The sequence below is a fragment of the uncultured Enterovirga sp. genome (assembly GCF_964242715.1).
GTDB lineage: Bacteria > Pseudomonadota > Alphaproteobacteria > Rhizobiales > Beijerinckiaceae > Enterovirga.
Map to the genome: position 1 here is coordinate 21434 of NZ_CAXTAZ010000026.1, position 12714 is coordinate 34147.

General features: G+C 66.3%; 13 protein-coding genes and 1 pseudogene. 3 read left to right on the forward strand and 11 right to left on the reverse strand.

Annotated features, from left to right (window positions below):
- Positions 1–8 precede the first annotated feature (8 nt).
- The 3 genes from ACFE87_RS13975 to ACFE87_RS13985 all read right to left on the reverse strand — a co-directional run bounded on the left by ACFE87_RS13975 (position 9) and on the right by ACFE87_RS13985 (position 2853).
- Complete coding sequence (locus ACFE87_RS13975; RefSeq protein WP_375460254.1) at positions 9–836, reverse strand: polysaccharide deacetylase family protein; 828 nt, start codon at positions 834–836, stop codon at positions 9–11.
- A complete protein-coding gene (locus ACFE87_RS13980; protein WP_375460255.1) occupies positions 836–1645 on the reverse strand; it encodes a polysaccharide deacetylase family protein in 810 nt (269 codons plus the stop codon). Before ACFE87_RS13980 ends, ACFE87_RS13975 begins: the two co-directional genes overlap by 1 nt.
- Before the next feature lie 74 nt (positions 1646–1719).
- On the reverse strand, positions 1720–2853 hold the full coding sequence (locus tag ACFE87_RS13985; protein WP_375460256.1) for a C45 family autoproteolytic acyltransferase/hydolase: 1134 nt from the start codon (positions 2851–2853) through the stop codon (positions 1720–1722).
- 245 nt (positions 2854–3098) lie between these two features.
- On the opposite strand from ACFE87_RS13985, the gene ACFE87_RS13990 reads away from it, so the two are divergent.
- Genes ACFE87_RS13990 through ACFE87_RS14000 form a run of 3 tightly spaced genes read left to right on the forward strand, consistent with a single transcriptional unit; the run spans position 3099 to position 6166 of the window.
- Entirely contained in the window at positions 3099–4571 is a 1473-nt protein-coding gene (locus tag ACFE87_RS13990) for an ABC transporter substrate-binding protein (protein ID WP_375460257.1), read from the forward strand.
- A gap of 39 nt (positions 4572–4610) precedes the next feature.
- Complete coding sequence (locus ACFE87_RS13995; protein WP_375460258.1) at positions 4611–5387, forward strand: SDR family NAD(P)-dependent oxidoreductase; 777 nt, start codon at positions 4611–4613, stop codon at positions 5385–5387.
- Positions 5384–6166, forward strand: a complete 783-nt coding sequence (locus tag ACFE87_RS14000; protein WP_375460259.1) for an SDR family NAD(P)-dependent oxidoreductase — start codon at positions 5384–5386, stop codon at positions 6164–6166. Before ACFE87_RS13995 ends, ACFE87_RS14000 begins: the two co-directional genes overlap by 4 nt.
- A gap of 9 nt (positions 6167–6175) precedes the next feature.
- Here the strand turns inward: ACFE87_RS14000 and ACFE87_RS14005 are convergent, their stop codons facing one another.
- The 8 genes and pseudogenes from ACFE87_RS14005 to glnT all read right to left on the reverse strand — a co-directional run bounded on the left by ACFE87_RS14005 (position 6176) and on the right by glnT (position 12711).
- Complete coding sequence (locus ACFE87_RS14005) at positions 6176–6922, reverse strand: GntR family transcriptional regulator (protein WP_375460260.1); 747 nt, start codon at positions 6920–6922, stop codon at positions 6176–6178.
- Positions 6923–7271: 349 nt separating this feature from the next.
- The gene (locus ACFE87_RS14010) at positions 7272–8012 is read right to left on the reverse strand and encodes an amino acid ABC transporter ATP-binding protein (protein ID WP_375460261.1); all 741 of its coding nucleotides are present in this window, start codon (positions 8010–8012) and stop codon (positions 7272–7274) included.
- Between the two features lie 8 nt (positions 8013–8020).
- Complete coding sequence (locus ACFE87_RS14015; protein WP_375460262.1) at positions 8021–8713, reverse strand: amino acid ABC transporter permease; 693 nt, start codon at positions 8711–8713, stop codon at positions 8021–8023.
- Position 8714: 1 nt separating this feature from the next.
- Positions 8715–9437 (reverse strand): amino acid ABC transporter permease, encoded by a 723-nt coding sequence (locus tag ACFE87_RS14020; RefSeq protein ID WP_375460263.1) that lies wholly within the window; start codon positions 9435–9437, stop codon positions 8715–8717.
- A 6-nt stretch (positions 9438–9443) separates the two neighbouring features.
- The gene (locus tag ACFE87_RS14025; protein ID WP_375460264.1) at positions 9444–10352 is read right to left on the reverse strand and encodes an amino acid ABC transporter substrate-binding protein; all 909 of its coding nucleotides are present in this window, start codon (positions 10350–10352) and stop codon (positions 9444–9446) included.
- 64 nt (positions 10353–10416) lie between these two features.
- Entirely contained in the window at positions 10417–10683 is a 267-nt protein-coding gene (locus ACFE87_RS14030) for a cupin domain-containing protein (protein ID WP_375460265.1), read from the reverse strand.
- A gap of 152 nt (positions 10684–10835) precedes the next feature.
- Positions 10836–11077, reverse strand: a pseudogene (locus ACFE87_RS14035) (RraA family protein); the annotation flags it as partial.
- 326 nt (positions 11078–11403) lie between these two features.
- Positions 11404–12711 carry a type III glutamate--ammonia ligase gene (gene glnT / locus ACFE87_RS14040; RefSeq protein ID WP_375460266.1) on the reverse strand — a complete coding sequence of 436 codons (1308 nt, stop codon included), beginning with the start codon at positions 12709–12711 and terminating at the stop codon, positions 11404–11406.
- Positions 12712–12714 lie beyond the last annotated feature (3 nt).

Below are 12714 nucleotides of genomic sequence, written 5' to 3' on the forward strand. Positions count from 1 at the left end.
CGTGGGCGCTAGGCCGCGTCCTGCGCGAAGCTCTCGAGCCTCGGAAACGGCTCTGCCCGGAGGGAGGCCCGCCGTTGCTCTGCGAGATGATCGCAGCGCGTGATCGTCACGCCAGCATACTGCTTCGCTCGTCCGATCCATTCGCCGACGAGACGCGTTCGGAGCGCGCGTCCGGAGCCGAAGTCCCCGCGCGCGTTGACGGTCAGGGCCGCGTAGCCGGTCCCCTCTGCGTAGATCGCGGCGAACTCCTCTCCCCACGCCGTCCGGACCGTCTCGTCGTTACGGCGGGCGGTGTAGAAAGCCATGTCCGACAGGTACTTGAAGGTCGGCACTTCCATCAGGGTCGGACCGTCCTCCTCGCCGAACAGATAAGGCGCATCGTCGTCCTGGAAGCTGCTGTCGTACAGGAACCCGAGTTCGGCCAGGATCGGCAAAGTCGGTTCGGTCATTATCCCTGCTGGGGCCCGCCATCCCGCTACGGGACGCCCTGCGATCCGGGCCAACGCATCGCGGCTTGTTGCTAGACGATCCCGGAGCCGCGACCGGTCGGTTTCCGCTTCGAGGTCGGGCGGGCCGAGCTGGGCGACCTCGTGCGAACCGGCAAGGATCGCCTCGATGATATGCGGGTGACTTAAGGCATCGTCCGCGTCGACGAAGAACGTCGCCGGCACCTGCAGGGCCGCGAACGTGTCGAGCAATCGCCACACGCCCTCGCGGGCCCCGTAGCGCCCGTAGGAGTATCGGCCGAATAGCCCAGCCCCGCCAGCGACGAGGGCATCGTGCGATTCGACCTCAACGTTGACCGTCAGGACACACGAGAGTGGGAGGGCGGGCATCAGACCGTCACCTCTTCATACTCCTCGGGCCGGCCGCGGACCCAGTCGCAAAGCTGGGCGAGCGTGACGAAAGCGACGTCTCGGTGCAGCTTGATGTGGTCGATCAGCCCTGAGATTGCCGCGGCCCGAGCGGGCGTACCGGAACCGAACCCCGCTCGGGGATGATAGGTGAGTAGAAAGAAGCCGCGGTTGGCATGGATCTCGTCGAACTCGGCCTTCCACTGCGCCTCGACCTCAGAGGAAGGCGTCATAGACACGTTGTACCAGGGCGTGTCGTTGAGGCTGAGCGTGTTGTTCGGGATCTCGACCATCGGATCACGCCCATCTGAAAAATTCAGGAGGTAGGGCATGTCGAAATCCTTGTCGCTCGAATCGTAGAGGTATCCGAGCGAGCGCAGCACGCGCAGCGTCGTGCTGGTCTTCTGTCCCGAAGGTGAACGCCACCCGACCGGTGCGCTTCCGACGAGGTCGCCGAGAATCTGGTGCGAGAGGATCAGCCTGCGCTCCTCTTCGTCGCTCGGCAGCAGCATCCCCTCGTGCTTGTAACCGTGTGCGCCGATCTCATGGCCTGCCTGGACGATGTCGCGGACCACCTCGGGCGCGGTGCGGGCGTCGTAGCCGGGCACGAAGAAGGTCGCGGGTATGCCCTGACGCTCAAGCAGGCGGAGGTGACGGTGGACGCCGCGTCGGGCGGAGTAGCGGCCGGCGGCGTGTATGCCGAGCGGCGCGAGTCCCTTGCCGGCCTCGTTGGAGCGGCCGTCGAAATCGACCGTGATGGCGACCACGCAGCGGGCGCCGTTCGGCCACACGGCCTTTCCCTGACGCCACCGGCCGCCCTCGAAAGTTCGCCGATCGCTGGTGACCGCGGGATGCTGCCCGGCCATCAGCTTGCGAGCCTGATCTCGTTCGCCCGAAGCGAGTAGTACGACGGCGCCGTTCCGCGCGATGGCAGGGGCGTGATCTGCATCGTCCCGAGTTCGGGCTCCATGATGATCATCGCGACCGTCGCGGTGATGATGCCGGCCGTGTTGGGCCGTTCGGGCTGGCAAAGCGAATATGGCGTCTGGAAGTCGTCAAGCAGAGCAGTACGGACATCCGCGGGCGTGATCCGGCCGACTTTCGGGCGAAGCAGATCGCGCGCCCGCAGGTCTCGAAAGAGCGTCGACGGCATGTTGGCGACCCCGCGATCCACGAGCTTGGCAAGCGCGGCCTGGCTCACCCAGTGATTGGCATGGACGAGGAGGCCGTTCTCAGGATGGACCTGGAAGGTCTCGTCCGGCGCGCATTCGAAGTTGATGGCGATCCCGCCGGCATGGCTGACGATCATGTTGTTGGAGGCCGACTTGCGCGTCGCGTAGATCGTTCTCATTGCAAGGGCGAGATTGTCGCTCTCGAGCGCTTTGCGCCGGATGAGTGCGAGCGGAACGCCGACCTCGCGGTAGTCGCGGTCGGATTCGAGGTAGTTTCCAGTGATCGCCATCCCGGACGCGTTCAGGCCGGTCCGCGCGAGCGCGCCGGCTTCCGTGAAGGTCAGAAGGTCGGGGCCGTCCTCCCGCTCGACCTTAAGGACAACGCCGGTCTCAGCGCATTCCGCCTTCCAGTCCCAGTTCTGGGCATGGATGAGCCTGCCGGTCGCCGTAGCCTCGGGCATGACGATCACGGCCGTGCAGCCGTCGGGAACTTGGCGGGAGGCTGTGAGCGACTCCCGCAACGCTGGTTTCTCGGCAAGCTTTAGGATTTCGGTTCGGGCGTTCAGGAGCAGGATGTCCTCGAAGGTCGTGCCCGACCCCTCCGCGATGCCCCGCATCTCCTCGACGAAGGCCGGTTCGAAGCGCTCAACGATCGGGAGATAGTCGCGGGTCAGGCTGGCGATGTCGTCGGACGACAGCGCATATCGGGCGACCTGCGCCTTGTAGTGACCGATCCCCTTGCAAATCCGCTCGCGCGCCTGCTCGCCGTACTGCCGCCCACGCTCAAGAGGCTCACCCCGGACCGTAATGAAGGGAAATGGCTTCATGCTTCGTGCCCCTCGTGAGACGGTCCATCCCCGGCCATGCTTTGATGCCATCCAGACCAGGTTGACATGTTGTCATAATGAGACTTCGATCCTCTCCGATTTCTACCGATGAGGCAAGCTCGATGAGACTCGGCGCAACGGCGTTCGCATCACTGCTTTTAGGATGGTTGGCGGCGGTTCCGGACGCGTCCGCCCAGGCTCAACAGGGCTCCGTCCTAAGGATGGTCGCCAACACTGAGCTTCAGGTGCTTGACCCGATCGTAACTCCGTCCGTGATTACCCGGGCTTTCGGCTACATGATCTGGGACACGCTGATCGCGGCCGACAGCAAGGGCAACCTGCACCCGCAGATGCTGGAATCCTGGCACGCCAGCGACGACCAGCTGACCTACACGTTCAAGCTCCGCCCGGGTCTCGTCTGGAGCGACGGAGCGCCGGTCAGGTCCGAAGACTGCATCGCCTCACTCAAGCGGTGGGGCTCGCGCGACGGGGTTGGACGCCAGCTTGTCGCCGCGACCAGAGACTTCCAGGTCGTCGACGACAGCACGTTCATCCTGCACCTCGCCCGGCCGTTCGGCCACGTGATCGAGCTCTTGGGCAAGACGGCCGCGCTCGTGCCCTTCATGATGCCGGCCCGCATCGCCGCGACCCCGTCGACGTCGATCATCACCGAGATCGTCGGATCGGGACCGTTCACGTTCAACCGCGCGGAATGGCGGCCCGGCGACCGCGTCGTGTTCCGCAAGAACATGACCTACAAGCCCCGGCCGGAACCGGCCGACGGCCTCTCCGGCGGCAAGGTCGTTCATTTCGACAGGGTCGAGTTCCTGTCCATGCCGGACCTGACGACCCGGATGAACGCCCTGGTGAAGGGTGACATCGACTACATGGAGCGTATTCCGCCCGACTACATCGCACCGCTGAAGAACGACAAACGCATCGTCATCATGAGCGGCCGCGGCGGCGGCGCGATCCTGGCGTTGCTGACGTTGAACCATCTTCAGCCGCCGTTCAACAACGTCAAGCTTCGGCAAGCGCTCCAGGTGGCGATCAACCCGAAGGAGGTGATCGACAGCTTGGGCTACGCGCCGGAGATGGTCTATCCGGATTGTCTGTCCGTCTACATGTGCGGCTCTCGATACGAGACCGATGCCGGCACCGAGCGCTTCAAGAAGCCCGACATGGCAAGGGCGAGGGAACTCGTGAAGGCCTCAGGCTACAAGAACGAGCCTGTCGTCGTCCTGCACTCGTCGGATTCGGTCCTCATCGATCCGATCACCGTCGTCGCGATCGAGCATATGAAGCAGCTCGGCCTGAACGTCGACGAGCGGACGACGGACTGGAGCACGGTGGCCCAGTTGCGCACCAAGAAGGTGCCGACCGGCGAGGGCGGCTGGAGCGTTACGCCGATCGTCTGGACCGGCTTCGACATGATGGACCCGCTGATCAACCCCGCGCTCGCGTATAACTGCGCCGAGGGCTACCCCGGTTGGTGGTGCGACGAGCGTCAGGTTCCCGTCATGGCGCAATATCTTGCCGAGCGGGATGAGGGGCAGCGCAAGGAGCTGGCAATCAAGCTGCAGGTCCTGCTGCATGACAACGTCAACATCGTCTTGATGGGGCAGGTTGCCGCTCCCGGCGTCTACCGCTCGAACCTCCGCGGCGTGATCGATATCGGCCTCCCGCTCGCCTGGAACATCCAGCGCGTGGAGCCATAGCGGCAGCACACTCTCACTCGGGCAACCAGGATCGAATTCATGCGCCTCGCAGGCAAGACGGGCCTCGTGACGGGCGGGGCGAACGGGATAGGGGCCGCGATCGTGCGCCGGTTTCGGGAGGAGGGCGCCAACGTGGTCTTGGTCGACCGCGCGTCTCCCTCCGAAGCGCTCCTGGCCACACTTGGACCGGGCCGCATCCTGCCGCTCACCTGCGATGTCACGAAGCCGGACGAGGTCTCGGCCGCCTGCGATGCGGCCCTCGCGGAGTTCGGCCGGGTCGACATCCTGGTCAACAATGCCGGCGGCTCGGGCTCGGTGCTGGCCCCGACGATCGAGGAGACGACCGACGAGATCTGGGCGGGCGTGCTCGACCTGAACCTGACCTCGATCCTGCGCTTCTCCCGGACGCTCCTGCCGGCCATGAAGGCGGCAGGCTGGGGGCGAATCATCAACATGTCGTCCCGGTCGAGGCGCGGCGTACCGATCGACTTCCCGACCATGAAGAGCCACCTCGGCTACGTCGTCGCGAAGGGCGCGATGGTGTCGATGACGATCCAGTTCTCACGTGAGCTTGGGCCCTACGGGATCACCTGCAACGCCATCGCGCCGGGCCTCGTCCTGCCTGATCCCGAGGCCCGGATCACCCGGATCTTCCGGGCTCAGCCGGAAGAGTGGCAGCGCCAGCACATCGCCAAGATCCCGGTCGGGCGCCCGGGCGACGGCGGCGACATCGCGGGGCTCGCGGCTTATCTGGCAGCGCCGGAATCCTCCTACGTCACCGGCCAGACGATCGACATCAACGGGGGCGGCGCGTGAGCTTCGCGGCGCCGATGCGCCGACTGGACGGCAAGGTCGCCCTGGTGACCGGCGCGGCGAACGGCATCGGCGAGGCGATCGCGCTCCGGTTCGCCGAAGAAGGCGCGCGCCTCGTCCTCGCCGATCTCCAGGCGGAGGCGCTGCGCGACGTAGCAGACCACCTCAGGACGGAGGGCGCCGAGATCCGCGAATCCGTCGGCGACATGACCCGGGAGGAAGCTGCCAACGCTGCGGTCACGTCTGCATTGGAGGGGTTCGGGCGCATCGACGTGCTGGTCAACAATGTCGGCGGCAATACGGGCGGGCGCATCTGGGACATGGCGCCCGAGGAATGGGACCGCATCCTGACGCTGAACCTGCGGGCGACCTTCCTGTGCACGCGCGCCGCCGCGCCCCACATGATTGCCCAGCGTTATGGCCGCATCGTCTGCACGTCCTCCGGTGCGCGGGAGGGTGCTCCCTGGCTCGCGCTCTATGCCGGCGCCGCGGCCTATTCGACTGCCAAGGCCGGGCTGCACGGCTTCGTGCGCGACATGGCCTATGAGCTGGGCGAGCATGGCGTCTGCATCAACGCCGTCGCGGCGGGCGCCATTCGGACGACGCGCAACGCGGCCTATTTCGCGCGTCTCGACGAGACCATCCCCGAAAGCCCGCAGCGGATCACGCCGCTGCGGCGGCTCGGCGAACCGCGCGAGATCGCGAATGCTGCCCTGTTCCTCGCCTCCGACGAGGCCAGCTACGTGACCGGCACGACGCTCACGGCCAACGGGGGCCGGTGAAAGACCGCGTCAGGTGTCGGTCTCCGGCGGCCGTGGAAAGAGTTCGATCGCGTAGCGAACCCGATCCGGGTGGTACCAGGCCTTGAGCACGGAGACCGGGCCGTTGCCCGTCACGAAATAGGTGCGCAGGACTTCGAGCACCGGTCGTCCCTCCGGGACGCCGAGATGCGACGCGACCTGCCGGGAAGGGAGAACCGGAACGAGCGTCTGTTCGGCCCTCTCCAGGCGCGCCCCGAGCAATCGCTCGATGATCCGAATCGAGGGCTGTTCGTGCTCCGCGAGTTCGTCCCGTATGGCGAGACCGAGTTCGGGCGCCATGTAGATCTTCGAGAAGGAGAAGACGGTTCCGTCGGACAGGTAGAGCCATTCCAGGCAGAAGGCCTGATTCCCCGCCGGGAGGGCGTCGCGCACATCCATGGGCGTCGGCTCGATCCCGGCGCCGAGAAGCCGGTAGGACGGTTCCCTGACGGGATCGAGCATCTCGTCGATCCAGCCGGTCAGGTGGACGGATTTGGCGGGCTCGGGATGGTCCGCCACGAACGTCCCGACGCCTCGGCGACGACGGATCAGGCGATCGGCCATGAGGCCGTCCAGAGCCTTCTTGACCGTGATCCGGCTCACGCCGAACTGGTCGCAGAGCTGCGTCTCCGTGGGCAGCAACGCCCCCGGACCGAATTCCCCCGACGCGATCCGCTTCCGAACCTGTTCCTGGACCTGGAAGTAGAGCGGAGTCGGTCCCGTCAATACGCCAGCCACACCGCCCTCCCCTCGCTTGTCTTGAGAACATGATAACATGAACTCTCGGCCGATTTCCGAACGAGCTGTGCAAGGAGCGTACGGGCCGTGGCGCTCGAGGGCGATGATGCGGCGCGGAGGATGTTGCGGCTCACCGCCGGCCATGCCCTCGACGTCGCGATCGTGAGCTACGGAAGGCCTTCGCAGGGCCTCGTCGGTTTCGTGCAGACGTTCGACGAAAGCTGCCTCGGCCCTCGACAGCGTCGGACGATCGCCACCGGTCGCCGGTCGGCGCTCATGGCACCGCTCGGTCGTATCCTGAGCACCTGCTTCGTTCTCGGGAAACTCCGTCTCGTATGGATCCCGAGACCTAGTGGGACAGGATCTTCGACAGGAATTGCTGCGCGCGGGGGGATTGCGCGCCCTCGAAGAAGGCCGTCTTCGTCGTGTTTTCCACGATCTCGCCCTCGTCCATGAAGATCACCCGGTGGGCCACCTTCCGGGCGAAGCCCATCTCGTGGGTGACGACGAGCATGGTCATGCCGCCCTCGGCCAGCTCGACCATCACGTCCAGGACCTCGCTGACCATCTCGGGATCGAGCGCGGAGGTCGGCTCGTCGAAGAGCATCACGACCGGATCCATGGCGAGCGCGCGGGCGATGGCGACCCGCTGCTGCTGGCCGCCCGAAAGCTGTCCCGGATGCTTGGCGGCCTGCGCGGAGAGGCCGACGCGCTCGAGCAGGCTCGCGCCCTTCGCGCGGGCTTCGTCCCGCGAGCGTCCGAGCACCTTGACCTGCCCGAGGCAGAGATTGTCGATCACGGACATGTGGGGGAAGAGCTCGAAATGCTGGAACACCATGCCGACGCGGGCGCGGAGCTTCGGCAGGTTCGTGGCCGGGTCGTTTACCTCCTGCCCGGCCACCCTGATGCTGCCCTCCTGGATGGGTTCGAGCGCGTTCACGCACTTGATCAGGGTGGACTTTCCGGATCCGGACGGGCCGCAGACCACGATCACCTCGCCCCTTTGCACCGAGAGGCTGCAATCGCCGAGCACGCGGAAGGCGCCGTACCATTTGGAGACGCCGCGCATCTCGATGACGGGTTCGGTCATGGGCGGCCTCAATGCGCGGCGGAGGCGCCGGCGAAACGCAGCCGCCTGACGAGGTAGGAGGCGCCGAGCGAAATCGCGAAGTAGATGACGGCGGCGGTGAGATACATCTCGACCAGCCGCCCGTCGCGCTGCGCGATCTTGCTCGCGGCGCCGAGGAGGTCCGTCAGGCCGAGCACGTAGACGAGCGAGGTGTCCTGGAACAGGATGATCGTCTGGGTCAGCATCACGGGCAGGACCGCGCGCAGCGCCTGGGGCAGGATAACGTAGGCCAGGACCTGCCACCGGCGCAGGCCGATCGCGAGGCCGGCGCCCATCTGGCCGGGGCCGACGCTGTTGATGCCCGACCGGACGATCTCGGCGAAATAGGCCGCCTCGAAGGCCGTGAAGGTGATCAGCGCCGAGGAGAAGGCGCCGACCTGGACCGGCGACGGGCTGCGGGTGATCCACTGCGCTATGTATGGGACGAGGAAGTAGAACCAGAAGATCACGAGGACGAGCGGCAGCGATCGGATCAGGTTCACGTAGCCGGCGGCGAGCGCCGAGAGCACGCGGCTGCCCGAGATGCGCATGAGCGCGACCACGATCCCGAGCACGATCCCGCCCAAGGCCGACAGGAGCGTCAGCGTCAGCGTGAAGCTGAGCCCGTCGAGAAGCACGTAGGGCAGCGCGCGCCAGACGACCCCGACGTCGAAGCTCGCCACGTCAGCGCTGTCCCGGCAGGAGCAGCCGCCGCTCGAGCGCCGCCGCGAATGCGGTCGCGACGAGGTTGAGGGTGACGTAGACGATCGTCGCGACCGTGAAGGCCTCGAAGATCTGGTACGACATCTCCTGCATGGCGCGCGCGGCCGCTGTCAGCTCGACGAGGCCGATCGTCAGGGCGACGGACGTGTTCTTGATCGTGTTGATCATGTCGCTCGTCAGCGCGGGCAGCATGATCCGGTATGCGACCGGCAGGAGCACGTAGCGATAGGTCTGCCATGTCGTGAGGCCGAGCGCCGTGCCGGCCGCGCGCTGACCTGGCGGCAGGGACCGGATGCCGGCCTCGACCTGGACCGCCACCCGGGCGGACATGAACAGGCCGATGCCGACGACGGCGGTGACCAGGACCGAGGCCGGGAGTTGCTTCAGCCACGTGCCCCAGCCGAATGGCAGCACTTCCGGCAGCACGAAGTAGAGCAGGAACAGATGCACCAGGAGCGGGATGTTCCGGAAATACCCGATCCAGGCGGCCGAGATCACCGACGGCACCCGGCCCGGCAGCGTGCGCAGCACGCCGATCAGGGAGCCGAAGCCGAGCGCCAGGATCCAGGCCAGAAAAGCCGTATACAGCGTGACGACGAAGCCCCTGACCAGCATGTCCAGGTAGGTGCCTGTGCCGTCGGCCGATTGCTGCCAGAAGATGCTCCAGTCCCAGTTATACTGCACGGACGCCTACTGCGCGTAGGAGGCCGGATCGGGGCTGTCCGACGGGTTCGCGAAGCTCTTCTTCATGGAGGCGGGCATCGGCACGTTGATGACGAGGCCGCGCGGCGGCACGGGCTTCATGAACCAGCGGTCGTAGATCGTCTCGATCTCGGGGCTCCGAAACAGCTTGGCCGTGGCGCGATCGACCACCGCCTTGAAGGGCGCGTCGCCGCGCCGGAGCATGATGGCCAGGGGCTCGGGGTCCGAGAAGGCATCCGAGCTGATCGCGTAGTTCGACGGCTCCTTCGAGGTCGCGATCGTGGTGGCGAGCTGGATGTCGTCCATCACGAAGGCCTGGGCCCGGTCCGTCTCGAGCACCAGGAAGGCCTCGGCCACGTCCTTCGCGGTGAGCACGTTGATGCCGAGCGAGCGCTGCGTGTTCATGCGATTGAGCTGGACCAGGTTGACCGACCCGGACACGGACACGACCGATTTGCCCTTCAGGTCGTCGATCTTGTCCATCCTGGCCGGTTTCTTGGACGCGAATTTGCTGGCCGTGAGGAAATGCGTGTTGGTGAAGGCGACCTGCTTCTGCCGGTCGACGTTGTTGGTCGTCGTGCCGCATTCCAGGTCGATGGTCCCGTTCGCCATCAAGGGAATCCGGTTTGACGAGGTGACGACGTTCTCCTTCACCTCGAGCTTGTCGAGCTTCAGCTCGGTCTTGATCTCGTCGATGATCTTGGCGCAGATATCGAGCGAGTAGCCGATCGTCTTCTGCTTGTCATCGATATAGCTGAAGGGCAGCGAGGTGTCGCGAACGCCGAGCGTGATCGTGCCGGTATCCTTGATCTTCTTCAGCGTGCCCGTGAGCTCCTGCGCGTGGGCCGGCAGCGCGAGCGACAGGGCGATCGCCACCGCCGAAATCAGATGACGCATGGGGTCTCTCCATCAGGTCCCAGGCCCATGGAACGGGCCCGGTAGTTCGGGTGGAATCGGGATGTCAGCCGGCTGCGAAACCCTTGCCGGGTTTCCGGCATTCGGGCCGTGGCGGGCTGAAGATGTCAAGCACGTGCACCCCTTCCGGGCCAGCCCGGATCGTGTGCGGAACGCCGCCAGGCGTGCGCCGGAAATCGCCCTTCGTTACGGCGATCCCCTCGTCGCCCTGGACGCGGATGGCCGACCCCTCCAGGAGAACACCCCGTTGCTCCTCGGGATGGTGGTACAGGCTGCCCTGGCCGTTCGGCGCGATGGTCACGACGGACAGCATGGCCTGCTCGCCAGAGAAGATGCGGGTCGTCGGGCCGGCCGAGCCCACGGAACAAGCCGTCGTCCAGGTCGTCGAGATTGTGGAATTCGTCCCTCTGGCTCATGGCCGGTCTCCGCGGATGGTCACTTGACCGTGGCGCCGTATGCACCCGTCTAGGTGCCTTCGGCGATGGATGTCAGGATCAGCTCTTCGCGCGCCAGATGAGCCTCGACGGCGCGAGCAAGGCCGCCTTCTCCGGCGGGAACGTCACCACGCCATCCCCGTCGCCGACGATGATCGCCCGGATGGATCACGCAGCCGCCGGCCACACCGGCACGTTGATCTCGCCCGGCCCGTTCTTGTAGGGGCCGCGATGGATCGCAGCCTTGGCGTAGCAGGGGAAGGACGACCGGGCGGCCGGACCCTGACCGTGCGGACGCGGGCCGAAGACAACCTCGCCATCCACCAGGCGCTCGAACGGGTGCTCTCGTTCCTGCGCGCGGTCGCCCCGCCGATGCCTCGTCGACCGTCGCCCGACAACTTCATCAGCTCCGCCCGTTTGTCGACCTCCGACAGGAGGACGCGTGCGAACGCGCTTGGGGGAACTCGCGACCAAATCAGCAGGCCGGCGTCTGCCTGAGCTCGCCGCCGAGAGCAGAGGTGCCACGAGGGCTGCCGATCCGAGCGGGCCTCGATCACCTCGGGAATTCGGCGAAGCGGTCACTGCAAGGATATGGCCCTTCAAATATCCAGGGTGTTAGCGCGTTCCCAGGCGGTGAAATGCGATGTGTAGTCGGTCCATTCCTGCATCTTCAGCGTGACGTAGGCCGACGAGAACGAGTCGCCGAGGGCCGATTTAAGGCTGTCGTCGCGGTCGAAGGCGCGCAGGGCGTCGAGCAGGTTCAGCGGCAGGCGCGGCGCGTCGGTTACCGTGTGGCCGAGCCGGTACATGTCGATGTCGTGCCGCGGGCCCGGGTCCGCCTTCGTCCGGAGGCCGTCGAGCCCGGCCGCGATGATGACGGCTTGGAGGAGGTAGGGATTGACGGCGCCGTCCGGCAATCGGAGCTCGAACCGGCCCCGTCCCGGTACCCGCACCATGTGGGTCCGGTTGTTGCCGGTCCAGGTCACGGAATTCGGCGCCCAGGTCGCACCGGAAGTCGTCCGGGGGGCGTTGATGCGTTTGTAGCTGTTCACTGTCGGGTTGGTGATCGCGGCCAATGCCTCGGCGTGGGCCATGATGCCGCCGAGGAAGTGATAGCCGTCCGGCGAGAGGCCCAGTTCGTCTGCGGGATCGAGGAAGGCGTTGGTCGTGCCGGCCTCGTCCCAGACCGAGATGTGCGCGTGGCATCCCGAGCCGGTCAGGCCGGGGAAGGGTTTCGGCATGAAGGTCGCCCGGAGCCCGTGCTTCTCCGCCACCGACTTGACCATGAACTTGAAGAAGGCGTGCCGGTCCGCCGTGACCAGCGCGTCGTCGAAGTTCCAGTTCATCTCGAATTGGCCGTTCGCGTCCTCGTGGTCGTTCTGGTACGGCCGCCAGCCCAGTGCGAGCATGGCGTCGCAGATCTCGGCGATGACGTCGTAGCGCCGCATCAGGGCCTGCTGGTCGTAGCAGGGCTTGGCGGCATCGTCGGCCGGGTCCGAGATCGCCGTTCCGTCCGGAGCGACGAGGAAGAATTCGGGCTCGACGCCGGTCTTCACGCGGAGTCCCAGCCGGGCCGCCTCTGCCACGAGGCGCTTCAGGACCACGCGCGGCGCCTGCTCGACCGGCGCACCCTCCATCACGCAATCGGCCGCCACCCAGGCCACCTCCGGCTTCCAGGGCAGCTGGAACAGCGAGGCCGGGTCCGGCAGGGCGAAGAGATCGGGATCGGCCGGCGAGAGGTCGAGCCAGGTCGCGAAACCGGCGAAACCGGCGCCGTCCCGCTGCATGTCCGCGATCGCCTGGGCCGGAACGAGCTTCGCCCGCTGCGCGCCGAACAGGTCGGTGAAGGAGATCAGGAAATAGCGGATGCCCCGCTCCTTCGCGATCGCGGCGAGGTTGTCGGACACCGA